Annotated in this window: 22 protein-coding genes; 5 read left to right on the plus strand and 17 right to left on the minus strand. The window is 67.6% G+C overall.

What is annotated here, in order from left to right; genetic code table 11:
- Positions 1-58: 58 nt before the first annotated feature.
- A complete protein-coding gene (locus ESP70_RS03695; RefSeq protein WP_056213083.1) occupies positions 59-295 on the plus strand; it encodes an Lrp/AsnC ligand binding domain-containing protein in 237 nt (78 codons plus the stop codon).
- Positions 296-297: 2 nt separating this feature from the next.
- Positions 298-750: a DUF3515 domain-containing protein gene (locus ESP70_RS03700; protein WP_149687982.1), complete on the plus strand. Its 453-nt coding sequence runs from the start codon at positions 298-300 to the stop codon at positions 748-750.
- Here the strand turns inward: ESP70_RS03700 and ESP70_RS03705 are convergent.
- Positions 747-1817 carry a D-alanine--D-alanine ligase family protein gene (locus ESP70_RS03705; RefSeq protein WP_149687983.1) on the minus strand — a complete coding sequence of 357 codons (1071 nt, stop codon included), beginning with the start codon at positions 1815-1817 and terminating at the stop codon, positions 747-749. The two genes, ESP70_RS03700 and ESP70_RS03705, sit on opposite strands and share 4 nt — an antisense overlap.
- Positions 1818-1853: 36 nt before the next feature.
- Here ESP70_RS03705 and ESP70_RS03710 point away from each other — a divergent pair, with 36 nt between their 5' ends.
- Positions 1854-2921, plus strand: a complete 1068-nt coding sequence (locus tag ESP70_RS03710; RefSeq protein ID WP_149687984.1) for a trans-sulfuration enzyme family protein — start codon at positions 1854-1856, stop codon at positions 2919-2921.
- A 12-nt stretch (positions 2922-2933) separates the two neighbouring features.
- Here the strand turns inward: ESP70_RS03710 and ESP70_RS03715 are convergent, their stop codons facing one another.
- Positions 2934-3935: an NAD(P)H-dependent glycerol-3-phosphate dehydrogenase gene (locus ESP70_RS03715; RefSeq protein ID WP_149687985.1), complete on the minus strand. Its 1002-nt coding sequence runs from the start codon at positions 3933-3935 to the stop codon at positions 2934-2936.
- Positions 3936-4691, minus strand: coding sequence for a lysophospholipid acyltransferase family protein (locus ESP70_RS03720; protein WP_149687986.1), 756 nt, complete (start codon positions 4689-4691; stop codon positions 3936-3938).
- A gap of 43 nt (positions 4692-4734) precedes the next feature.
- Here ESP70_RS03720 and ESP70_RS03725 point away from each other — a divergent pair, with 43 nt between their 5' ends.
- On the plus strand, positions 4735-4923 hold the full coding sequence (locus ESP70_RS03725) for a cold-shock protein (RefSeq protein ID WP_149687987.1): 189 nt from the start codon (positions 4735-4737) through the stop codon (positions 4921-4923).
- A 115-nt stretch (positions 4924-5038) separates the two neighbouring features.
- Here the strand turns inward: ESP70_RS03725 and leuD are convergent, their stop codons facing one another.
- Together leuD and leuC are read right to left on the minus strand one after the other, a co-directional pair.
- The gene (gene leuD, locus ESP70_RS03730) at positions 5039-5638 is read right to left on the minus strand and encodes a 3-isopropylmalate dehydratase small subunit (protein ID WP_149687988.1); all 600 of its coding nucleotides are present in this window, start codon (positions 5636-5638) and stop codon (positions 5039-5041) included.
- Positions 5639-5641: 3 nt separating this feature from the next.
- Positions 5642-7063: a 3-isopropylmalate dehydratase large subunit gene (gene leuC / locus ESP70_RS03735; RefSeq protein ID WP_149687989.1), complete on the minus strand. Its 1422-nt coding sequence runs from the start codon at positions 7061-7063 to the stop codon at positions 5642-5644.
- An 89-nt stretch (positions 7064-7152) separates the two neighbouring features.
- Between leuC and ESP70_RS03740 the strand changes: the two genes are divergently transcribed.
- Complete coding sequence (locus ESP70_RS03740; protein ID WP_056213070.1) at positions 7153-7869, plus strand: IclR family transcriptional regulator; 717 nt, start codon at positions 7153-7155, stop codon at positions 7867-7869.
- On the opposite strand, the gene ESP70_RS03745 is transcribed toward ESP70_RS03740, so the two are convergent.
- The 12 genes from ESP70_RS03745 to ESP70_RS03800 form a co-directional block, all read right to left on the minus strand.
- Positions 7866-8282, minus strand: coding sequence for a hypothetical protein (locus ESP70_RS03745; RefSeq protein WP_149687990.1), 417 nt, complete (start codon positions 8280-8282; stop codon positions 7866-7868). The two genes, ESP70_RS03740 and ESP70_RS03745, sit on opposite strands and share 4 nt — an antisense overlap.
- A gap of 53 nt (positions 8283-8335) precedes the next feature.
- Entirely contained in the window at positions 8336-8758 is a 423-nt protein-coding gene (locus ESP70_RS03750; RefSeq protein WP_149687991.1) for a Rho termination factor N-terminal domain-containing protein, read from the minus strand.
- Between the two features lie 86 nt (positions 8759-8844).
- The gene (locus ESP70_RS03755; RefSeq protein WP_149687992.1) at positions 8845-9303 is read right to left on the minus strand and encodes a Rho termination factor N-terminal domain-containing protein; all 459 of its coding nucleotides are present in this window, start codon (positions 9301-9303) and stop codon (positions 8845-8847) included.
- 68 nt (positions 9304-9371) lie between these two features.
- A complete protein-coding gene (locus ESP70_RS03760; RefSeq protein WP_149687993.1) occupies positions 9372-9836 on the minus strand; it encodes a methylated-DNA--[protein]-cysteine S-methyltransferase in 465 nt (154 codons plus the stop codon).
- Positions 9833-11278: a DNA-3-methyladenine glycosylase 2 gene (locus ESP70_RS03765; RefSeq protein ID WP_149687994.1), complete on the minus strand. Its 1446-nt coding sequence runs from the start codon at positions 11276-11278 to the stop codon at positions 9833-9835. Before ESP70_RS03765 ends, ESP70_RS03760 begins: the two co-directional genes overlap by 4 nt.
- A 64-nt stretch (positions 11279-11342) precedes the next feature.
- Positions 11343-12269: a hypothetical protein gene (locus ESP70_RS03770; RefSeq protein WP_149687995.1), complete on the minus strand. Its 927-nt coding sequence runs from the start codon at positions 12267-12269 to the stop codon at positions 11343-11345.
- Positions 12270-12367: 98 nt separating this feature from the next.
- A complete protein-coding gene (locus ESP70_RS03775) occupies positions 12368-14971 on the minus strand; it encodes an acetoacetate--CoA ligase (RefSeq protein ID WP_188110468.1) in 2604 nt (867 codons plus the stop codon).
- A 58-nt stretch (positions 14972-15029) separates the two neighbouring features.
- Complete coding sequence (locus ESP70_RS03780; protein ID WP_149687997.1) at positions 15030-16199, minus strand: sugar ABC transporter permease; 1170 nt, start codon at positions 16197-16199, stop codon at positions 15030-15032.
- Entirely contained in the window at positions 16196-16948 is a 753-nt protein-coding gene (locus ESP70_RS03785) for an ATP-binding cassette domain-containing protein (protein ID WP_149687998.1), read from the minus strand. The genes ESP70_RS03780 and ESP70_RS03785 overlap by 4 nt, the downstream gene beginning before the upstream one ends.
- Positions 16949-17070: 122 nt before the next feature.
- Positions 17071-18216: an ABC transporter substrate-binding protein gene (locus ESP70_RS03790; protein WP_188110470.1), complete on the minus strand. Its 1146-nt coding sequence runs from the start codon at positions 18214-18216 to the stop codon at positions 17071-17073.
- A gap of 85 nt (positions 18217-18301) precedes the next feature.
- Positions 18302-20059, minus strand: coding sequence for a flavin-containing monooxygenase (locus ESP70_RS03795; protein ID WP_188110471.1), 1758 nt, complete (start codon positions 20057-20059; stop codon positions 18302-18304).
- Between the two features lie 161 nt (positions 20060-20220).
- Positions 20221-21117, minus strand: coding sequence for a LysR family transcriptional regulator (locus ESP70_RS03800; protein WP_149688001.1), 897 nt, complete (start codon positions 21115-21117; stop codon positions 20221-20223).
- Positions 21118-21177 lie beyond the last annotated feature (60 nt).

Below are 21177 nucleotides of genomic sequence, written 5' to 3' on the forward strand. Positions count from 1 at the left end.
ACGTGAGGAGGCGCATCGGGTAGCGTGGCACAGTCCGGTCTACTGAAGGAGTTCCACGATGGCTGTGCAGGCATACATCCTCGTCCAGACCGAGGTCGGCAAGGCCGCCGAGGTCGCGACCGCGATCGCCGCCATCGACGGCGTCACCCTCGCTGAAGACGTGACCGGACCCTACGACGTCATCGTCCGGGCTGAGGGCCCCAGCGTCGACGAGCTCGGCGCGCTGGTCGTCACCACGATCCAGAACGTTCCCGGCATCACCCGTACGCTCACCTGCCCCATCGTGCGCATCTAGCAGTGGGTCGGCGTCTTCTCCTCGCCACGGCCCTCTGCGCCGCACTCGTCACGGCGGGCTGCGGATCGGAGCTCTCGGTCGACGAGTACCCGACCGTGCGCGGCACGGAGGTCAACTGCAAGGGCCTGTTCGCCGACCGGCCGTTGAAGGTCGCCGGTCAGAAGAACCGCCTGGTCAAGGACGAGAACGCGTCGGCTTGGGGCGACCCGGCGATCATCCTGCGGTGCGGCGTCGAGAAGCCCAAGGACCTCGGCCCGGCGTCGCGGTGCGACATGGTCGACGACGTCGGATGGTTCAGCGAGACGACCTCCGACGGCTACCTGTTCACGACGATCGGCCGTGACTACTACGTCAGCGTCGAGGTGCCGGACGACTATGCGCCCGAGGCCGACGCCCTCGCCGACCTGGCCGACTCCGTCGCGCGGCACGACCCGGTCAAGAAGCCCTGCGTCTAGCGCAGTCCGGTCTCGCGTCCCAGGGCGAGCTGGATCAGCCGGTCGACGAGCTCTGGATAGGACATCCCGCTCGCCTGCCACAGGACGGGGAACATCGAGTAGGGCGTGAAGCCCGGCATCGTGTTGATCTCGTTGATGACCAGGCCGTCGTCGGTCAGGAAGAAGTCGACACGAGCCAGGCCTTCGCAACCGACCGCCTCGAACGCCTGCACGGCGTATGTGCGAATGCGCTCGCTCAGCGTGACCGAGATGTCCGCGGGCACGACGTTGCGGCTCGTGCCGTCGAGGTACTTGGCCTCGAAGTCGTAGAACTCGTGGGCTGAGTCCGCCTCGACCGTGATCTCGCCGACGAGGCTGGCGACGGGCTTGCCGTCGGGCTCCTGGATGACAGCGCACTCGAGCTCGCGCTTGCCCTTGGCTCCGGCCTCGACGATGACCTTGGGGTCGAAGTCGCGCGCCTTGTTGACCGCGCTGTCGAGCTCCTCCCACGTGTCGACCATCGTGACGCCCGAGCTCGAGCCGGCTCTCGCGGGCTTGACGAAGACCGGCAGGCCCAGCGCACGGATGCGCGCCTCGACCCGCTCGCGCTCGCCCTTCCACTGCCACGGGAGCACCGTGACGTAGGGGATCTGTGGCAGCCCGGCGGCGGAGAAGACGGTCTTGGTGAACGGTTTGTCCATGCTCACCGCGCTGGAGAGCACCCCGGCGCCGACGTAGCGGACGTCAGCCATCTCGAGCAGGCCCTGGATCGTGCCATCCTCGCCCCAGGGGCCGTGCAGCAGCGGGAACACTGCGTCGAACCCGCGCAGGTCCTCCCACGAGAACGGCGGACGGTCGTCGCGCACCTCGGGCAGCTGACCGGCGACGAGCTCCGGCCACTCGGCGGTCTCCTGGACCCAGGCCCCGGCGCGGGTGATGCCGACGGGCTGGACCTCATAGCGATCCTGGTCTATTGCCGCGATGACCTCGCGTGCGGTGAGACAGGAGACCCCGTGCTCACTGGAACGGCCGCCAAAAATGACAGCAAGTCTTGGTTTGCCGACTGAGGTGTCCACCGAGAGGCTCATTGCGGAGCACGATACCGGTCAAGGCATGATGTCCTCATGCCCGGACACGAACTTTCGCCCTCGACCATCGCTGTTGGCGCAGGGCGGCCGAACCGCGTCCCGGGGGGACCACTCAACGCGCCCATCACGCTCGCGAGCGCGTTGGTTCCCGGCGGAGCGTCGGAGTACGGCCGGGCGGGCAATCCCACCTGGGACTCGTTCGAGACGGTGCTCGGCGCGCTCGAGGGCGGACGAGCCCTGTCCTTCGCCTCCGGCACCGCCGCGACCAGCGCCCTGTTCGACCTGGTGCCCAGCAAGGCAACGGTCGTGGCGCCGCGGCACGCCTACTACGGGACCCTCACCCAGCTCCACGAGCGCGCCCGTCGTGGCCAGATCGAGCTCAAGCTCGTCGACATCGACAACACCCAGCTGGTCATCAATGCCGCCGAGAGTGCCGCTTTGGTGTGGATCGAGTCGCCGACCAACCCATCTCTGGAGATCGCCGACATCGCGGCGATCTCGCAGGCCGCATCCCGCGCCGGCACGGCCGTCGCGGTCGACAACACGTTCGCCACTCCCCTGCGCCAGAAGCCGCTTGAGCTCGGCGCCGACTTCGTGGTGCACTCAGCGTCCAAGCTGCTGTCGGGGCACAGCGACGTCATCCTCGGCGCCGTGGTGACCAACAGCGACCGGGCCTATGCCGCGATCGAGAAGCGTCGCTCGGTGCTCGGCGCGATCCCCGGCGCGATGGAGACGTGGCTCGCCGCGCGCGGCATACGTACGCTCCACGTGCGGCTCGACCGCGCCGAGGCCAACGCCAAGGAGCTGCACAAGCGGCTCTCGGCCTCCAGCCGCATCGTCTACTCGCGCTACCCGGGCTTCGGCACGATCATCGCGTTCGAGGTCGCCGGCGGCGCCCAGGTCGCGCAGAAGATGACCGAGCAGAGCGACATCATCACGTACGCCACGAGCCTCGGCGGCGTCGAGTCGACCTGGGAGCGTCGTCGCCGGCACCCTCAGGAGCCGGAGTCCGTGCCCGAGGGCCTGATCCGCTTCTCCGTCGGCATCGAGGACGTCGAGGATCTCTGGATCGACATCCAGAACGTGCTCGCGGCGTTCGCCTGACCTATCCTCGAGCTAGACCGTCTCGGGCTTGGCCTGCCGGGAGATCAGCCGCGAGACCAGCTCGTCGGGACTCATCTCGCCGGCGATCAGGGCCGCGACATGCTCCACGATCGGCATCTCGACGCCGTGCAGCTTGGCCAGCTCACTGACGGACACGCAGGACTTGACGCCCTCGGCCACCTGGCTGGTCTGCCCCATGACCTCCTCGACGCTCATGCCCTGCCCGAGCTTCTCGCCGAACGTACGATTGCGCGAGAGCGGTGACGAGCAGGTGGCGACGAGGTCACCCATGCCGGCGAGACCCATGAACGTGACCGGGTCGGCGCCAATGGCCGCTCCCAGGCGCGCCGTCTCGGCGAGCCCGCGGGTGATGACCGAGGCCTTGGTGTTGTCGCCGTAGCCGAGGCCGACGCACACGCCGACTGCGAGGCCGATGATGTTCTTGGCGGTGCCGGCGAGCTCGCAGCCGACGACGTCGGTCATCGAGTAGGGCCGGAACGACGCGGTGTGGCACAGCTTCTGCAGCCGCTCGGCGACGCCCTGGTCCTCGCAGGCCACGACGCTGGCGGCCGGCTCGCGGTTGGCGATCTCGCGGGCCAGGTTGGGCCCGGAGACAACGGCGATGCGCTCAGGACCGGCGCCGGTGATCTCGGCGATGACCTCGCTCATCCGCTTGTGGGTGCCGAGCTCGACACCCTTCATGAGGCTGACGATGACGGCGTCGGCGGGCACGTGCTCGCTCCACGACACCAGGTTGTCGCGCAGCTGCTGCGACGGGACCGCCAGCACGACGATTTCGGCGCCGGCCATGGCCTCAGCCGGATCGTGCGTCGCGGTGATCTCCTTGGGCAGCGCAATGCCCGGGAGGTAGTCGGAGTTCTCGTGCTTGGCGTTGATCGTCTCGCACAGCTCGGGCCGCCGTCCCCACAGGCGTACGTCGTTGCCGGCATCGGCCAGCACCATGGCGAAGGCCGTGCCCCACGAACCTGCGCCCATCACGGCAGTCTGCGCCATTCACGAATCCCGTCTCTTCGGTTCAATCGAGTGCTTGTAGTTGGTCTTCGGCTTGCTGAGGGTATGCACATCGATGCGAGGTGTCGAGGGCAGCTCGCCCCTCACCTCGGCCATCATGGCAGTCAACGTGTCCATCAGCCGGTCGGTGGCCTCGTGCAGAACCTCCTCGGTGAGCTCCTTGTCCTCGAAGTCGGACAGGTCCACCGGCGTGCCGACGCGGATGTGGATCGTCTTGCGGGGAAAGAGCCGCAGCTTCTTGGCGTACGGCCACAGGATCTCCTGCGGACCCCACTGCATCAGCGGGACAAGGGGCTTGCCGGTGCTCAGCGCGACGCGTACGGCGCCCGTACGACCGCTCATGGGCCACGCAGCGGGGTCACGGGTGATGGTGCCCTCGGGGTAGATCGTGACGACCTGACCGGCCTCGACAGCCGCCGACGCGGCGCGCAACGACTCGGCGGCACCCTCAGTGCTGCGGTAGACCGGGATCTGCTGGGCGTTCCGCAGGATCCAGCCGTACCACTTGGCGCCGACGAGGGTGTCCTTGGCGAGGAATCGCGGCGCGATGTTGTTGTCGAGCATGAAGTGCCCGATGAGGAACGGGTCGGCGTGCGACACGTGGTTGGGCGCGAGGACGAATCCGCCGTCGGGCAGGTTCTCCATGCCCTGCCAGTCCCGCTTGGTCGTCAACATCAGGATCGGCCGGACGAAGAACTTGATCACCTTGGTCGTGAATGGAACAGGGCGCTTCACCATGAGGGCGAGCCTAAACCTTCCGGAGCCGACTAGGGTGACTGCCATGCAGGGCACCGTTGCGAGCTTCGACCAGTCCACGCGGGCCGGGAGCCTCCTGACCGACGAGGGCATGCCGCTGGAGTTCCCCGCGGAGTCGCTCGCCGAGCACATCCGTCACCTGAGGGTGGGTCAGCGGGTCTTCGTCGAGACGGCACCGTCAGGCGACGTCACCGCCATCAAGATCTGGCAATAGCGCTGACGAGTCACTCCCGACCCGCTGACGAGTCACTCCACACATGCGGAGTGACTCCTCACTCCCGCACGAGTGACTCCTCAGGGTGCAGGGAGTGACTCGTCAGCGTGGGGGGTCAGAGGGTGGCGGGCTTGAAGCTCGGGCGCGACTTCTCGTAGGTGACGATGTCGTCCTCGTGGCTCAGGGTGATGCCGACGTCGTCAAGGCCCTCCAGCAGGCGCCAGCGGGTGTAGTCGTCGATCGTGAACGAGTCCTCGATCGCGTCGACGCCGTCACCGGCCTTGACCGTGCGCGACTCGAGATCGACCGTGATGGTTGCGCCCGGGTTGGTGTCGAGGTAGTCCCAGAGCCGCTGCACGACCTTGTCGTCGACCTGCGCGGCCAACAGCCCGGCCTTGCCGGAGTTGCCGCGGAAGATGTCACCGAAGCGCGGCGAGATGACGACCTTGAAGCCATAGTTCTGCAGCGCCCAGACGGCGTGCTCCCGCGACGAGCCGGTGCCGAAGTCAGGACCGGCGACCAGGACGGTGGCGTTCTTGTACGCGTCCTGGTTGAGCACGAACGACGGGTCGCTGCGCCAGGCCGAGAACAGGCCCTCCTCGAAGCCGTCACGCGTGACCTTCTTGAGCCACACGGCGGGGATGATCTGGTCGGTGTCGACGTTGCTGCGCCGCAGCGGAGCGCCCACACCTGTGTGATTGAGGAACTTCTCCATGGGTCAGGCTCCTGCCTTTGCGAGCTCGGCCAGGTCGGCGGGACCGGCGAGGTGTCCGAGGATTCCGGTCGCGACGGCGACGTCGGGCGACACCAGGTGCGTACGCCCACCCTTGCCCTGCCGGCCCTCGAAGTTGCGGTTGGACGTCGAGGCGCTGCGCTCCCCCGGCGTGAGCTGGTCGGGGTTCATGCCCAGGCACATCGAGCAGCCCGCGCCGCGCCACTCGGCGCCGGCGTCCTTGAAGATGACGTCGAGGCCTTCCTGCTCGGCCTGCAGGCGTACGCGCACCGAGCCCGGCACGACGAGGATCCGGGTGTCGGCGGCGACCTTGTGGCCCTCGATCAGGCTGGCGGCGACGCGCAGGTCCTCGATGCGACCATTGGTGCACGAGCCGATGAACACCGTGTCGACCTTGATGTCCTTCATCGGCGTGCCGGCCTCGAGGCCCATGTAGCGCAGGGCGTTCTCAGCGGCGATGCGCTCGTTGTCGTCCTCGAACGAGGCCGGGTCGGGCACGTTGCCCGACAGCGGCACGCCCTGGCCGGGGTTGGTGCCCCAGGTGACGAACGGCGTGATGGTCGACGCGTCGATCGTGATGACCTTGTCGAACTCGGCGTCGTCGTCAGTGACGAGGCTGTCCCAGTAGGCCACGGCGGCATCCCAGTCGGCGCCCGTCGGTGCGTTCGGGCGGCCCTCGAGGTAGTCGTACGTCGTCTGGTCCGGCGCGATGAGCCCGGCCTTGGCGCCCCACTCGATCGACATGTTGCAGATCGTCATGCGGGCTTCCATCGACAGCTTGCGGATGGCCTCGCCGCGATACTCCACGATGTAGCCCTGGCCGCCGCCGGTCGTCTCCTGCGTGATGAGCGACAGGATCAGGTCCTTGGCGGTCGAGCCGACGGGCAGGTCGCCGACGACCTCGACGGCCATCATCTTGGGCTTGGCCTGCGACAGCGACTGCGTCGCCAGGACGTGCTCGACCTCGGACGTACCGATGCCGAACGCGATCGAGCCGAACGCTCCGTGCGTCGACGTGTGCGAGTCGCCGCACACGATCGTCATGCCGGGCTGCGTGAGGCCGAGCTGCGGGCCGACGACGTGCACGATGCCCTGGTCGATGTCGCCCATGGGGTGCAGGCGTACGCCGAACTCCCCGCAGTTGCGACGCAGCGTCTCGACCTGCGTGCGCGACACGAGGTCGGCGATCGGCTTGTCGAGGTCGGTCGTCGGGATGTTGTGGTCCTCGGTCGCGAGCGTGAGGTCGGGGCGGCGCACGGTGCGCCCGGCGATGCGGAGCCCGTCGAAGGCCTGAGGGCTCGTCACCTCGTGAATCAGGTGGAGGTCGATGTAGAGCAGGTCGGGCTCGCCCTCGTGGCTGCGTACGACGTGCTCGTCCCAGATCTTCTCGGCAAGGGTCTTGCCCATGGCGCTCTCCTCAGCTGCGTTGCAGTGCCCCTCGGCACCACCACCAGTATGCACTTGCGTCTCACAATGCGATACGGCAGTATCAAGACATGGACAACTCTAGCGGAGTCGGCGTTCTCGACAAAGCCGCTCTCGTGCTCGCTGCGCTCGAGCCCGGACCCGCGACACTGGCCGGTCTCGTCGCGAGCACCGGGCTGGCCCGGCCCACCGCACACCGCCTCGCAGTGGCACTCGAACATCATCGGCTCGTCGCCAGGGACATGCAAGGACGCTTCATCCTCGGCCCCCGCCTCGGCGAGCTCGCCGCCGCCGCCGGTGAGGACCGTCTGCTCGCGGCTGCCGGACCCGTCCTCGCCCGTCTGCGCGACATCACCGGCGAGTCGGCACAGCTGTTTCGTCGTCAGGGCGACTTCCGCGTGTGCGTCGCCGCCGCCGACCGGCCGACCGGCCTGCGCGACTCGATCCCCGTCGGCGGCCAGCTGACCATGAGTGCCGGCTCCGCCGCCCAGGTCCTGCTGTCGTGGGAAGACCCCGAGCGCATGAACAAGGGGCTGCTCAAGGCCACGTTCTCGGCCGCGGAGCTGTCAGCCGTGCGCCGTCGCGGCTGGGCCCAGAGCGTCGGTGAGCGCGAGACGGGCGTCGGCTCGGTCTCCGCGCCGGTCCGCTCCCCCTCCGGCAAGGTCGTGGCCGCGGTGTCGGTGTCCGGCCCGCTCGAGCGCCTGACCCGCCAGCCCGGCCGCATGCACGCTCCGGCCGTCGTCGCTGCCGCCGAGCGCCTCTCGCAGAGCCTCCGCCGGTCGAACTAGGCGGCGAGGTCGTCGGGTGACATCACCCGGAGGACCGAGTCGTCAGCCGTGTGCAGCGGCCACGCACCGAGCGAGTGTGCCGCGGATACGGCGGTGATCGCCCGAACCCACTGGATGTCGGACGCGCGGGTGCCGGCGTGCGTGGGCCGCGCCCACAGCAGCGCGATCGAGCCGTCCGGATCTGCCTCGTCCAGCACGCTCCGCAGCGAACGTGCCAGGTTGACGAGCATCTGACCGTCCGGTGCGGCCGGGCAGTCCGTGACGTTGACGATCGACGGGTGCACCCGGCCGTCACGATCCAGCATGATCGCGAAGATCTGTCGGCTGCCGAAGCCGAGAGGCTCGATGAGGTGGCGCCACACCCGCTCGAGGTCGGCTGTGGTGTGGACGTCGGGGAGGTCAGTTGAGGTCATGCTCCAACGATCACCGGGAGCCGCCGCAGACGTCGAACGCATCGTCCACAGCCCTAGATGAGCTCGGCGAGGAGCTGGTCCTTGCGCATGCGGGAGTAGCCCGCAATGCCCTGGTCCTTAGCCGCTGCGCGCAGCTGCGTCACGGTCCAGGTCGGCTCCGGCGCCTTCGGGGCGTTCCGGAGCGCGAGCGGCTCGGCGCTCGGGTGATCGGCGATCACCTGACGGGCACGCGCCTTGGCCTTCTTGCGCTTGGCGTTGGCCTCGGCGATCGCCTGCTCGGCCTTGGCACGTACCTTCTGCACGCGCGATCGCTGCTTCTCGGCGCGCTTCTTCCAGGTCGAGGCCTCGACCTCGAGGGTCTTGACGCGGTCGCGGAGCACCACGATCTCGGCGGTCAGGTCCTCGACCTTCGCGGTCGCGGCAGCGAGCTTCTTGTCGGACTTGGTCGGGCGGGTCTTGCCGGGCTTGGCGGCCATGTTCACCTCCGGTGCGGGTGCCACACACCGTGGCGGACCGTGGTGAACGGAGGAAGAACGCGCTGGTCAGAGGCCCGCCCGCCGGCTCAGCCCTTGAGCGCAGCGACCAGCTGGGCCTTGGTCATGCGGGAGTAGCCCGCGACGCCCTGCGTACGTGCAGCGGCGCGCAGCTGCGCGACCGTCATCTCCGACTTCGGCGCAGCCTGGACGGGCACGACCTCGACCTTCGCGGCGGGCGCGGGCTTGCTGCCCGTGGCCTTGCGAGTCGATGTGCGCGCGGTCTTGGCCGCGGACTTGCCAGCGTCGCGCGCGGACCTGACCGCCGACTTGCCGGCCTGCTCAGCAGCGCCGCGCAGCCTCTTGGCGTCACGCTTGAGCTCGCTGACCCGCTTCTCCAGCTTGTTCTCGAGCTTGCCGACGCTCTTCTCGAGCTTGGCCACGGTCGCCCGGAGGTTCTTGATCGCCTCCTGGGCGGCCGCGAGCTCCGAGTCCAGCGAACCCTTGCCCTTGCTCGACTTCTTGGATGACTTGCTACGTGCGGCCATGACCTTCTCCTGCGCTCGAACGACACTGGCTCGTCATGGTGCCACGTCAGGGTGAACAGAAGGTCGGTTCAGAACAGACCCGGCACCTCGAGGTCGAGCAGCGTCTTCTTGCGCTCGAGCCCGCCGGCATATCCGGTCAACGAGCCGTCGGCGCCGATGACGCGATGACACGGCACGAGGATCGGGATCGGGTTGGCCCCGTTGGCGGCGCCCACCGCGCGCGAGATCACCGGCTCGTAACCCAGCCGCCGCGCGATGTCGCCGTAGCTGGCGGTCTCGCCATAGGGGATGCGCTGCAGCTCGGCCCACACCTTCTTCTGGAACTCCGAGCCCTCGCTGGCGAGCGGCAGGTCGAACGTCGTGCGCTCGCCCGCGAAGTACTCGCTGAGCTGTTGCTCGGCGCGGTCGAGCAGCGGATCGCTCGACCGGGTTCGGCGTGGTTTGCCGGCGCCGAAGTCGATCGCAGTGATGAGTCCTGCGGAGGCATGGATGCGGAGGCCGCCGATCGGCGAGTCCATCCAACGTGTCGTCATCTCAGGGTCCTTTCGAGGTCGGCGCTCGCGCGCCAGAGGTGCATTGCGGCGTACGAACGCCATGGCTTCCAACGCTCCGTGCGCTCGGGCTCCACACCGTGGCGCTCGAGCATGCGGCGGATGATGAGGTCGGTCTCGAGCATCACGTCAGGATGCGCGAGGGCCCGCATGCTGATGTAGTCGGCGGTCCACGGCCCGATGCCCGGCAGCGCGACCAGGTCGGCGCGTACGGCCTCGCGATCGGCTCCGGGATCGAGCTCGATCTTGCCGTCGGCCACCGCCTGCGCGACGCCGATCAACGCCCGGGCGCGGCTGCGCGGCATGCTCAGGGCCGTGTCGTCGGCCTCGGCGAGTGCCTCGGGCGTGGCGAACGCGTGCGTCAGGCCGTGCGAGGCAGCGAGGTCGAACGTCACCGGAGTGCCGAAGGTCTCGGCGAACCGGCCGAGGATCGTACGGGCGCCGGCCACCGAGACCTGCTGGCCGACGATCGCCCTCACGGCGACCTCGAAGCCGTCGACCTGGCTCGGCAGTCGCAGACCCGGAGCGGCCGCGACGAGCGGCGCGAGCAGCGGGTCCGCCGACAGCACCTCGTCGATCGCGAGCGGGTCGGCGTCGAGGTCGAGCAGGCGCCGGCAACGCTGCACGGCCACGGCGGTGTCGCGCAGGTCGGCGAGCTCGAGCTCGCAGGCAACGTGGTCGTCCTGCAGCGTCAGCTGGACCGCGCCGAGGCCGTGCGGCAGCCGCATCACCCGGGCGTACGTCCGGCCGTCGATCCGCTCGACCCCGGCGATCAGCCGGCCGCCGAGGAACTCGAGCAGGCCGTCGACGTGGAACGGCTGGCGCACTGCGAGCCGAAGGGTCACGCGGCCGGTCGGCGTGCTGCGGCGACGGCCGCGCATCTCGGTCGGCGACAGGGCGTAGACGTGGCGGACGGAGTCGTTGAACTGCCGGATCGACGCGAAGCCTGCGGCGAACGCGATGTCGGACATCGGCATCTCGGTGGTCTCGATGAGGACCCTGGCGGCGTGCGCACGATTGCTGCGGGCCAGCGCCAACGGACCGGCGCCGAGCTCCTGGGTCAGCATGCGGGTCACGTGGCGCTGGCTGTAGCCGAGGCGGCTTGCGAGCCCTTCGACACCCTCGCGCTCGACGACACCGTCGGCGATCAGGCGCATCGCGCGACCCACGGCGTCGGCGCGTACGTTCCACTCCGGCGATCCCGGCGTGGTGTCCGGGCGGCACCGGCGGCAGGCGCGGAAACCCGCGTCCTGGGCCGCCGCGGCCGAGGCGTAGAACGTGACGTTCTCGCGCTTCGGGGTCACCGCCGGGCAGGACGGACGGCAGTAGATGCCGGTCGTCCTGACGCCGACATAGAAGACCCCGTCGAACCGCGCGTCGCGCGACTCCGCGGCCCGGTAGCAGCGTTCGTGGTCGGTGTGCATACATCCATCATGACGGCGCACACCGACACTTACCGGCGGGTTTCAGACATGGACGCCGACAGCGTCAGGCGGCGTCCTTCACCTCGTCGAGGGCGTCCTTGAGCGAGTCGAGGTCGCCTCCGGTCGGCGCGTTCTCCACACCGGTCCAGTCGGGCGACGGCAGGACCTGTTCAGTTGCCTTGCCCTGCTGAACGTCGCGGATCGCGGCGACGATCGCATCGAGGTTGTTCGGCACCGCTCGACCGCACTTCCGCAACTCCGAGCCGAGCTTCAGGGTCAGCCGCGGCTTGTTCGCTGCGACGGCGTCCGCGGTCGTACCGGACTCGACTGTGCTGTCCGAGAGGTCCGAAACGGTGCCGCACACGTGGTAGACCTCGCCACCACCGGCCCAGTAGACCTTGTCCTCACCGAGGAGCTGGATCACGGCCTGCTTCTCTGCCGTGTACTTCTCCACCGAGGCCGGGTTGAAGTCGATGCCCATGACCACCGCGACCAGGGCCACCACGATGCCGACAGCGCCGGCCACACCCTTCTGCGTCTTGCCCATGTCCTTGTTGAGGAAGATCAGGACGATGATCGGCAGGAACGCGATGATCGGGATGAACGCACCGAGCTGGTTCTGGATGAAGAACCTGAACGGTTCCTTCTCCGACGCCGGGTCGAGCTTGTTGGCCTTCTTCCAGAGCATCGAGCCGACGACCACGGCGATGCCGTCAAGCACCAGCAATGCGATCAGCAGCGCGAATGCCCAGGTCGGGAACGCGTTGTCGGTGATCAGCTCGCCCTTGGCGTTGACCGAGGCCTTCTCCGTGAGGATCGACTTGTTGAGCAGCAGCCCGAAGATCGCGCCGATCTCGATCGCGATGCCGAGCGCCCACAGCCCGACGGCGTAGAGGCGCAGCTTCTTGGCCTGTGACTTCGACTCCGCGGAGGCCTTCCACGTCGAGTCGTTGGCGGAGCTTTCGGTGGAACCCTGGCCCGAGCTGGTCATGGAATCTCCTGAAGATCGAGGATCGGCGAGTCGAATGCTATCGCCAACAGGGCGTCGGCCGACCGAATCGTGTCATCAGCCGCACGCCGCAGGTGAATTCAGACGCCGCCGACGATCGATTGCGCGATGGCGCGATAGCGCTTGAGGAACTCGTCCTCGGGCAGCTCGCCGTCAGCGTGGTACCAGCTGGCGACGCCGAGACACAGCGACGCAATGGCCCGACTGGCATCGACGGGATAAGGGGTGTGGAAGACCCCGCTGGCAACGCCGTCCGAGACCACGACGTCGAGCATGCGCTGCTGCTCCTCGCGCCGAGCCGTGTAGCGCACGCGGTACTCCGGGTCGAGCTTCCGCAGCTCATTGGCCGAGAGCACAGCGCCCTTCTGCCGGTTCATGTGGAAGAGCAGCAGCGCCTCCACGAGGACGTCGAACTGCGCTCGCGGATCGTCCTCCACCTCGGCGAGTGCGTGCCGGCTGCGCTCGATCAACTCGTCGACGACCACCATCATCAGGTCGAAGAGGATGTCCTGCTTCGACTTGTAGTGGTGGTAGATCCCGGGCACCGACAGTCCCGAACGTTCGGCAAGCTGGCGAGTCGTCGTGCCGTGATAGCCGTTCTCGGAGAATGTCTCCAGAGCGGCGGACAGGATGCGAGACATGCGCTGCTCGGAATAGACCCGCCAGTTGCGGTAGTCGTCTGTCGGCTCGACGTCGTCCTCACCGACCGACGCGGCTCTCTGCCGGGCGAACTCCACGAACCACTCGAGCGCGGACGTGTCGTCGACCGCGCCCGCACTGATGACGTCCCCGGTCTGCTGGCCCGCCAGCAGCTTCTTGATCGGCACCTCGAGCTTCTTGCCCGTCCTCGTGTGCGGCAGGGCAGGAACGACGATGACCTCGTCCGGAACGTGACGAGGAGACGTCTGTTCGCGTAGGCGATCGCGGATCCGCCGACCAATCTCCTCTCCGTCGACCGAGCTGTCGGAAACGACGACGAACATGGGCATCCAGTAGCCGCCGTCGGGGCGTTCGACTCCCACGACGAGTGTGTCGGCGACGTCCGGCAACGACTCGACCGCATCGTAGATCTCCGCACTGCCCAGACGCACCCCGTTGCGGTTGAGAGTGGCATCGGTGCGCCCATGGATCACGATCGTTCCGCGATCGGTCACCGTGATCGCATCACCATGCCGCCAAACGCCCGGGAAATCGGCAAAGTACGTCTCGAGGTATGTCTCGTCGTCGGGATCGTTCCAGAACCCGATCGGCATCGACGGCATCGGCTCGGTGATGACCATCTCGCCAGCGGCCCCCGCTGGAAGCGGCTGTCCGGAGTCGTTCCACACCTGGAGCGAGACCCCGAGCGCGACCCCACTGATCTCGCCGTCGTACACGGGGAGGACGGGGTTGCTGGACACGAAGATCCCGACGATGTCGGTGCCGCCGCTGGTCGAACCGACCTGGACGTCTGGACTGATGTTCTCGCGCACCCAGCGGTTGGCCGCCGGCGGCAGGATCGACCCGGTGACCGCCACGATCCGCATGCGAGACAGGTCGAGGTCGCGGCCCGGCACACAGCCAGCCTGCTCCGATACCTTGAGGTAGCCGGGGCTCGTGCCGAACACCGTCACACCGTGCTGCGCTGCGATGCGCCAGAGCCGGTCCGCCGTGGGATCGACCGGATTGCCGTCATAAAGAACGATCGTCGCGCCGTGGAGGAGCCCGCACACCTGAGCGTTCCACATCATCCAGTTGGGGCTGGTGTACCAGAAGAACACGTCCTCCGGGCCCAGGTCGAGGTGGAATCCTGGCGAGGCGAGCTGCTCGAGCAGCGCGCCTCCGTGACCATGGATGATGCCCTTGGGCTTGCCCGTCGTCCCGGACGTGAAGAGCACCCACAGCGGGTGATCGAACTCCACAGGGACCACGTCGACCGGATCGGCACCCGTGAGGGCCGACTCCCACTCGACGACCTCATCGGCGGTTCCAGCCAGCGACAAACCGGCCGTCGACACCGCGATGGTGTGCTCCACGCTCGGCAGGAGACTCCGGAGCTGCCGCGCTTCGTTGCGTCGGTCGTGCACCAGGCCCTTGAAGAAGTAGCCGCCCCCGCAGATGAGGACCTTGGGGTCGAGCTGCGACAGCCGGTCGGCCGCCGAACGGGCGGCGAGGTCAAGCCCCGCCTGAGACCAGGTGGCGCCGATCCACGCGGTGGCCAGGAAGCCGACAACGCCCTCGATCGAGTTCGGAAGGTAGGCAACGACGCGATCGCCCTGCTCCACACCCATCTCCCGCAGGCTGCCTGCGAGCGCCTTGACCTGCCTGCGCAGCTCGCGGTGGGTGATGGTCGTGGTCGTGCCGTCTTCGACGATCATGACGATCGCGTCACGGTCGGAGTCCGTCCGAAGGAGGTGCTCGGCGAAATTGAGCCTCGCGCCCGGGAACCACTTGGTCCCAGGCATCTTCCGGCTCTCCCAGACCGCAGTCGGCTCCTCGTGGAACGCGACGTCGAAATAGCGCGCGACCGACGACCAGAAGTCTTGAGGATGTGCGGCGGACCACGCTTGGATCTCGTGAAAATCGGTCACGTCGGCGAAAGACGCCACGCCCTCGCCGACGAGCCAACGAGCGTAGGCGACGATGCGCGAGCCCTCGACCTGCTCGGCGGTCGGCACCCACGACGGCTGGACGACGTTGCCCATCGCTTCCCCTCCCTCGACCGACCCCGGAACCCCAGTCCTGGTCATGCGCCCGTACCCACTAAGCCCGCCGAGGCCACAGGGACCCGCGAGTGATCACGACGTCCATCGCGACTGCAACCACCAAGACGCCACCTGTCGCAAAGAACTGAACTTCTGGCGAGTAGCCCAACAGCTGGACCCCGTTGTTGATCGAGCCGATGACGAGTGCGCCCAACAAGGCGGACCACACGCTGCCTCGGCCACCGAACAGGCTAGTGCCACCGACCACCGCGGCGGCGATGGCGTTCAACATCAGCGGACCGCCACCCGATGAGTTGGACACGGCCAGCTGCCGCGACGCGTCGACGACTCCGGCGATGGCAGCGCACGCGCCCAGGATCAGGAATGAGTAGAGCACCATGCGATATACCGGGATGCCGGCTCGTTGAGCGGCGTCGCGATCCCCACCGACCGCGTACAGATGCACGCCGTACCTCGTGCTGGTCGTCGCGTACGAAGCCACGATCAGCATCACCCCCAGGATCAGCACAGGGAACGGCAATCCGTTCCCACGGGTCAGGACCGTCACGCCGCCCAGCACGGCGACACCGATCACACCGATGGACACCAGCGCCCACGTGCGGTCGGAACGCGAGCCGATGATGTCGCGCCAACGGCTGCCGGCGTACGCGATCAGGATCAGCACGGCCAGCACGAACGACAGCGATGTCGGCAGGTGCTCACTGGCGATCTTGGCGTAGTCCGTCCCTCCGACGTTCACCGTGAACTCCGGAGGCAGGACGACGAGCAACAGGCCTTGGAAGACGACCATTCCGCCGAGCGTCACGATGAGTGACGGCACACCGAACACGATGATGAGCGCCTGCACCAGCATGGCGACCATGCCGAGCAGGACTCCCACGGCGAGTGCGGCATACAGGTTCCACCCAGAGGTCACGGCGTAGTTCGCGACGACGGTCGCGCACACCCCCGAAAGGATTGCCGACGACAGGTCGATCTCCCCCACCAGGAGCACGAACACGATTCCGAGTGCCAGGATCGCCGTCGTGACGATCTGGAGAACGAGGTTGGTGAGGTTCTGCGAGCTGAGGTACGCGTCGCTACGGGTGTCGAAGAACAGCCAAATGGCACCCAACACGATGAGCACCGGAACGTTGCGGAGGCGGTCTTCGAACGCGGCTGTGATCCGGCCCGCCAGGGGGGTACGGGATGTTGCGCTGACGCTCATGCGACCCCCTCATGAGCCCCGGTGATGGCGGCGACGAGCTCGCTGGACGTGTAGCGACCGCGCGAGAACTCGGCGACCTTCGTCCCGAGCCTGAGCACCACGACCCGGTCAGCCACGTGTTGGACGTCCTTGAGGTCGTGAGAGATCACGAGGACACTGCGTCGTTGCTCCTTGAGACGCAGGATCAGGTCGAGGACTTCAGCGCGTTGGGTGATGCCGAGAGCCGCGGTGGGTTCGTCAAGCATCACAATCCGCGGGTCGGACACCAACGCGCGGCAAATCGCGATGCCTTGCCGCTGCCCGCCCGACAAACCGCCCACCGGTGTCGTGAACGAGCGCAACCTGACCGACATGCTGTCCAGCACGGCCTTGGCCTGCTCCTCCATGGCGCCTCGGCGGACCGCTCGCCCACGCCACCACCCGGTCGTGCGCTCCTGGCCGAGAAACAGGTTCTTGACGGCATCGAGGTTGTCGCACAGCGACAGGTCCTGGTAGACCGTGTGGATCCCGACGCCGGTGGCCGCACGAGGAGTGTCGAGCTTGACCTCCTGCTCATCGACATGGATCTCGCCACCGTCAGGCCGTTCGACACCCGCAATGATCTTCACGAGCGTCGACTTGCCGGCCCCGTTGTCACCGACCAGAGCGACGACCTCGCCGGTCCTCAGCTCGAGGTCCACCTCGTGAAGTGCCCGCACACCACCGAAGTGCTTCGAGACGCCCGCGAGACGCAAGATCGGTGGTTCCACGCTGCCGGGCCCACCTTGTGGGTCCACGGTGCCATGCGCAACTGGAGACATGCTTGTCCTTAGGTCGGGGTGGGCGGCCGTCCGTGCGGACGGCCGCCCAGTCGTGGTTCGACGTGCCGGCGTCAGCCGACCTTCTCCTTGCAGGTCGGCGTGCTCGCCGCCGGCCCGGTGCAGATCTGCTTCCAGGTGAAGATCCCCAGATCAACGGCCTTCTGAACGGCCTCGCCGGGATCCTTGCCCTTCTCGAGGTGGATCAAGGTCGAGGGCAGCTTGGCGGTCGGGATCTGCGAACCGCCGTTGTCGACCGTGTCCTTGACGAGATCGGCCGGCGGCTGCTCACCGTTGATCGCGGCCAGCGTGATCTTGGCTGCCGCCTCCGCCTCGACCGAGAACGCCTTGAGGACGTTGTCCTGCTGGTCTCCGGTCAGCATGTACTGCAGGCCCGTCAGTTCCGGGTTCTGACCACCGTAGACAGGAACCTCGACCTTCTTGCTCTTGAGCGCGGCGATGACCCCCGCAGTGATGCCGTCGTAGAAGCCAAGGAACGCGCCGACCTTGTTCTGAGTCTTGGTCAGGCACTGATCAGCGGCGCTCTGCGCATTGTCGGGCGCCCAGTCCTTGACGTAGTCCTCGCAGACCACCTTGATCGTGCCGTCATCGATCAGCGGCTTCAGGACGCTGTCCTGCCCCTTGAGCATCTCGGTCGTGTAGACGTCACCCTTGTTGCCGTACAGGCGCGCCACGTTGACAGGTGTCGCACCGAGCGCGCCGTCCTTGACCTGCGAAGCGAAGTACTCGCCCTGCTGGACACCGACGTTCTCCGGGTCGAACACGACCTGGGCGAACATCTTGCCCTTCAGTGGCGGGTTCTCGTAGCCGATCACCGGGATCTTGGCCGCCTCTGCGGCCTGGAGAACGCCCTCGCTGGTGTTGGGGTCGGCAGCCACCACGACGAGCGCCTTGGCACCCGCCGAGATCGCCGCATTCGCCTGCGACAGCTGGGTTGCCGAGCTGCCACCGGCATTCACGAACTTCACCTCGATGTCCGAATCGAGCTTCTCGATCGCCTTCTTGAAGTCCGGGCCGTCCTGCTGGATGTATCGCGTCGGCGTCGTGTTGGGCGCCATGAAGTACACCAGCTTCTTTCCGCCCGCCTTGCTGTCACCGTCACCCCCCGAGCTGCCCCCGCAAGCCGACAGCATGAGGGCGGCACTGCTTACGATCGCGACGACCTTCAGCGCGCTGCGCCAGGTAGTGGTGTGCGACATCATTGCTCCTTCATCGAATGGTGGTGCTGGTCAGTGGCGCCCGATCGCCGGTGTGCATCGGCCCGGCCCTCCTGGCCGGTCCGTCTCAACGCGGGATGACTCCCTTCTGCCGTGCCACGATCTGCAGCGCGAGGTGCTTGGAGTAGATCCGCACCCACGCCAACGGGCCGCCCATGAACCAGAAACCAGGGGCGCCGGTCGGGCGATAGAGGCCGCCGATCTCGCCGTCCGCGCCGATGCCCAGGACGTCAGGGCACGCGTCGGCGACCTCGTCACCGAGCACCCGACGGGCGGTCTCGCGCATGTTCTTGTATCCGGTCGCCAGGACCACGAGGTCCGCCTCGAGCTCTCGACCGTCCTCCAGACGTACGCCGGACTCCGTGAACTCAGCGAGGCCCGAACCTTGGACCAGGTGGATCTTGCGCTCGGCTATGAGCCTGGAACATCCGACATCGATGTAGTAGCCGCCACCTCGAGCCAGCGCATAGCCCATCAGACCAGTGCCGCCCGGACCGTCATTGCGCTTGAACCCGACCGCGTCGAGGGATGCGAGCAGATCGGCGTCGAGCGCCGCCGTCGCCTTGGTACCTTCCACTGCGAGCTCGAGGACGCGCGGCCACGGCGTGCCACTCGCCATCAGATCGGCGTACTCGGTGGGCGGCCCGCCCTCGACGAAGTTCGCGCCGAACAGCGCAGGGATGCCGAACTCCTGGCTCATGATGTAGGTCGACGAGCGCTGCACCATCGTCACGGCGGCGCCCGACTCGTAGAGATCTTGTGCGATGTCGTGGGCGCTGTTGCACGCACCGATCACGACGGCTTTCCGCCCCGCCCAGTCACCGCCCGAGCTGTGCCCGCTGGAGTGGTACGACACGCCACCGAACGCCTCGCGATGGGGGAACTCGGGCAGGTTGACCTCGGCAGCGGCGCCGGTCGCGAGGATCACATCCTGGGGGTGGATCACCCGCTCGCCTTCGGGCGTACGGATCTTGAGCGTCCAACGGCCGGCCGCGGCGTCGTACGAGCTCTCGTACATGTCGGCCTGGGTCCAGACGTTGAGCTCCATCGCCTCGGCGTAGAACTCGAACCAGTCCGCGATCTTGTCCTTGGCTGAGTAGATGGGCCAGGACGACGGGAACGGGAGGTACGGCAGGTGGTCGGCCCACACCGGATCATGGAGGACCAGCGAGTGATAGCGCTTGCGCCAACCGTCACCGACGCGCTCGCTCCGCTCGATCACGAGAGTGTCCACTCCCATGAGGCCCAGGTTGGCTGCGACAGCCAGGCCGCCCTGGCCTGCACCGATGACGACTGTCTCAGGGTCGCGGTCGCGATAGGCGACCTTTTCGGCTCGTTGGTCCTTCCAGTTGTGGCTCGACCGCGCACCCGGCAGGTGCCGCGGCCCTACCGGCCGTCGCGTGCCGATGGCACGCTCGTGGCCTTTCAGGTCCTCCATGCCGGTCATCATCGAGATGGCCCGCCAGGCTCCGTCAACTTCGGCCAGCGTGGCCACGCCACGGCACCACGCTGACGGGGTCTCGAACAGGAAGAAACCGGTGATCGTGCCGTTGTCGTCGATCGCGTCGACCGGTCCGAAACCGGTGTCGATCGCAAACGACGCCGGCCGGGCGGTGGCCAGGTGCTGGTTCAGCAGCTCGGCAATCGGCCCGTGACCGTGAGACGTCCCGAGGTTCCACGTGAGTGCCAGCAGGTCGCGCCACCAGCAGTTCTTGTCCAACGTCTCGAGAACGGCGCCGGCAGAGCCGGACTCCATCGCGGTCGCATGGTCGTGGAGCCACGAGGCAAAAGCGCGCTCCGCGTGCCCGGCTGCGACTTCGGTCATCTGCACCGACATACCTTGACCTTTCAGATCCGACCGAGCGATCGCTCGGTAGGTGAATTCGAGGAGTGTGGCACACGTCTCATCCAGGCGCAAGGGTCGACGACCACGGCTGGGGTCGTGACGCGAGACCCGCGCCGCACTTCCTACGCCACAAACGGGCGTCAGGCCGAGCCGGAAATGTCCCCCGCCACCTCGACAGCGATCTCGATGGCCCGGCTGGCAAGGGGCGACAGCGTACGTCCGGCCGGCCAGTGCAGGTAGATCTCCCGCGCGGGCAGGGACGGTCGCAGCTCGTGGACGCTGAGCGTCGGGTCGGCCTCGACGTTGGCGCCCCGGAGCGCCAACCACGGCAGGACGGCGCACCCGAGGCCCGCACGCACCATCGACAGCAGCGCGTCGTTGACCGCGGTACGGAACACGATCCGCGGATGGGCACCGCCTCGCGCCAGCGCCTCTTCCATCTCGGGCTGGTCGCAGTCGAGCGGCCACGCCACCATCGGCGCGTGGTCGAGCCGCGCCAGCCGAACCGGGCCGTCGGGGAAGTCGCCCGCGCCGGCGACCAGCAGATACGGATCGTCGAGCAGCTTGACCCGCTCCACGTCGCCATCGACCTGACCGTCATAGAACAGCAGGTCGAGCTGGCCGATCTGCGGCGTGTCGGGCTCCTCCTCCGACAGCCTGATGTCGCAGCCGGGGTGCTCGTCGCGCAGCCGCCTGATGACCGTCGGCAGGATCACGCTGGAAACGCTTTGGAACGTACCGATGTCGATGCGACCGTCGCCTGCCTTGAACCGTTCGACAGCTTCACCCAGCGCGGCCGACCTCGCCAACAGCTCGCGCCCGCGCTCGAGCACCACCGCTCCCAGCGGGGTCACGCGTGCTGGTCTGGGGCCTCCTGGTCGATCGAAGACGGATCCGCCGACAGTCTTCTCCAGGGCCGCAACCTGCTGGCTCACGGTGGACTGGGTGTAGCCCAACCGGGCGGCGGCACGGCCGAAGGAGCCCTCCTCGGCAATCGCCACGAATGCGGCCAGGTGGCGCAGCTCGACATCTCGCATGCCCTCACCCTAAAGCGGATGATTCCGTCAGGCGATGAGAATGATCGGAAATCATCGCTT

Source organism: Aeromicrobium ginsengisoli (assembly GCF_004134905.2).
Taxonomy (GTDB): domain Bacteria; phylum Actinomycetota; class Actinomycetes; order Propionibacteriales; family Nocardioidaceae; genus Aeromicrobium; species Aeromicrobium ginsengisoli.

Excerpts from the sequence above, each read along its gene's own strand:
- leuD (WP_149687988.1), bottom strand. The coding sequence starts at position 5,638 with ATGGAGAAGTTCCTCAATCACACAGGTGTGGGCGCTCCGCTGCGGCGC.
- ESP70_RS03720 (WP_149687986.1), bottom strand. The coding sequence starts at position 4,691 with ATGGTGAAGCGCCCTGTTCCATTCACGACCAAGGTGATCAAGTTCTTC.
- leuC (WP_149687989.1), bottom strand. The coding sequence starts at position 7,063 with ATGGGCAAGACCCTTGCCGAGAAGATCTGGGACGAGCACGTCGTACGC.
- ESP70_RS03745 (WP_149687990.1), bottom strand. The coding sequence starts at position 8,282 with ATGACCTCAACTGACCTCCCCGACGTCCACACCACAGCCGACCTCGAG.
- ESP70_RS03765 (WP_149687994.1), bottom strand. The coding sequence starts at position 11,278 with ATGCACACCGACCACGAACGCTGCTACCGGGCCGCGGAGTCGCGCGAC.
- ESP70_RS03790 (WP_188110470.1), bottom strand. The coding sequence starts at position 18,216 with ATGTCGCACACCACTACCTGGCGCAGCGCGCTGAAGGTCGTCGCGATC.
- ESP70_RS03695 (WP_056213083.1), top strand. The coding sequence starts at position 59 with ATGGCTGTGCAGGCATACATCCTCGTCCAGACCGAGGTCGGCAAGGCC.
- ESP70_RS03780 (WP_149687997.1), bottom strand. The coding sequence starts at position 16,199 with ATGAGCGTCAGCGCAACATCCCGTACCCCCCTGGCGGGCCGGATCACA.
- ESP70_RS03775 (WP_188110468.1), bottom strand. The coding sequence starts at position 14,971 with ATGGGCAACGTCGTCCAGCCGTCGTGGGTGCCGACCGCCGAGCAGGTC.
- ESP70_RS03750 (WP_149687991.1), bottom strand. The coding sequence starts at position 8,758 with ATGGCCGCCAAGCCCGGCAAGACCCGCCCGACCAAGTCCGACAAGAAG.
- ESP70_RS03710 (WP_149687984.1), top strand. The coding sequence starts at position 1,854 with ATGCCCGGACACGAACTTTCGCCCTCGACCATCGCTGTTGGCGCAGGG.
- ESP70_RS03795 (WP_188110471.1), bottom strand. The coding sequence starts at position 20,059 with ATGACCGAAGTCGCAGCCGGGCACGCGGAGCGCGCTTTTGCCTCGTGG.
- ESP70_RS03760 (WP_149687993.1), bottom strand. The coding sequence starts at position 9,836 with ATGACGACACGTTGGATGGACTCGCCGATCGGCGGCCTCCGCATCCAT.
- ESP70_RS03740 (WP_056213070.1), top strand. The coding sequence starts at position 7,153 with ATGGACAACTCTAGCGGAGTCGGCGTTCTCGACAAAGCCGCTCTCGTG.
- ESP70_RS03800 (WP_149688001.1), bottom strand. The coding sequence starts at position 21,117 with ATGCGAGATGTCGAGCTGCGCCACCTGGCCGCATTCGTGGCGATTGCC.
- ESP70_RS03770 (WP_149687995.1), bottom strand. The coding sequence starts at position 12,269 with ATGACCAGCTCGGGCCAGGGTTCCACCGAAAGCTCCGCCAACGACTCG.
- ESP70_RS03715 (WP_149687985.1), bottom strand. The coding sequence starts at position 3,935 with ATGGCGCAGACTGCCGTGATGGGCGCAGGTTCGTGGGGCACGGCCTTC.
- ESP70_RS03705 (WP_149687983.1), bottom strand. The coding sequence starts at position 1,817 with ATGAGCCTCTCGGTGGACACCTCAGTCGGCAAACCAAGACTTGCTGTC.
- ESP70_RS03755 (WP_149687992.1), bottom strand. The coding sequence starts at position 9,303 with ATGGCCGCACGTAGCAAGTCATCCAAGAAGTCGAGCAAGGGCAAGGGT.
- ESP70_RS03725 (WP_149687987.1), top strand. The coding sequence starts at position 4,735 with ATGCAGGGCACCGTTGCGAGCTTCGACCAGTCCACGCGGGCCGGGAGC.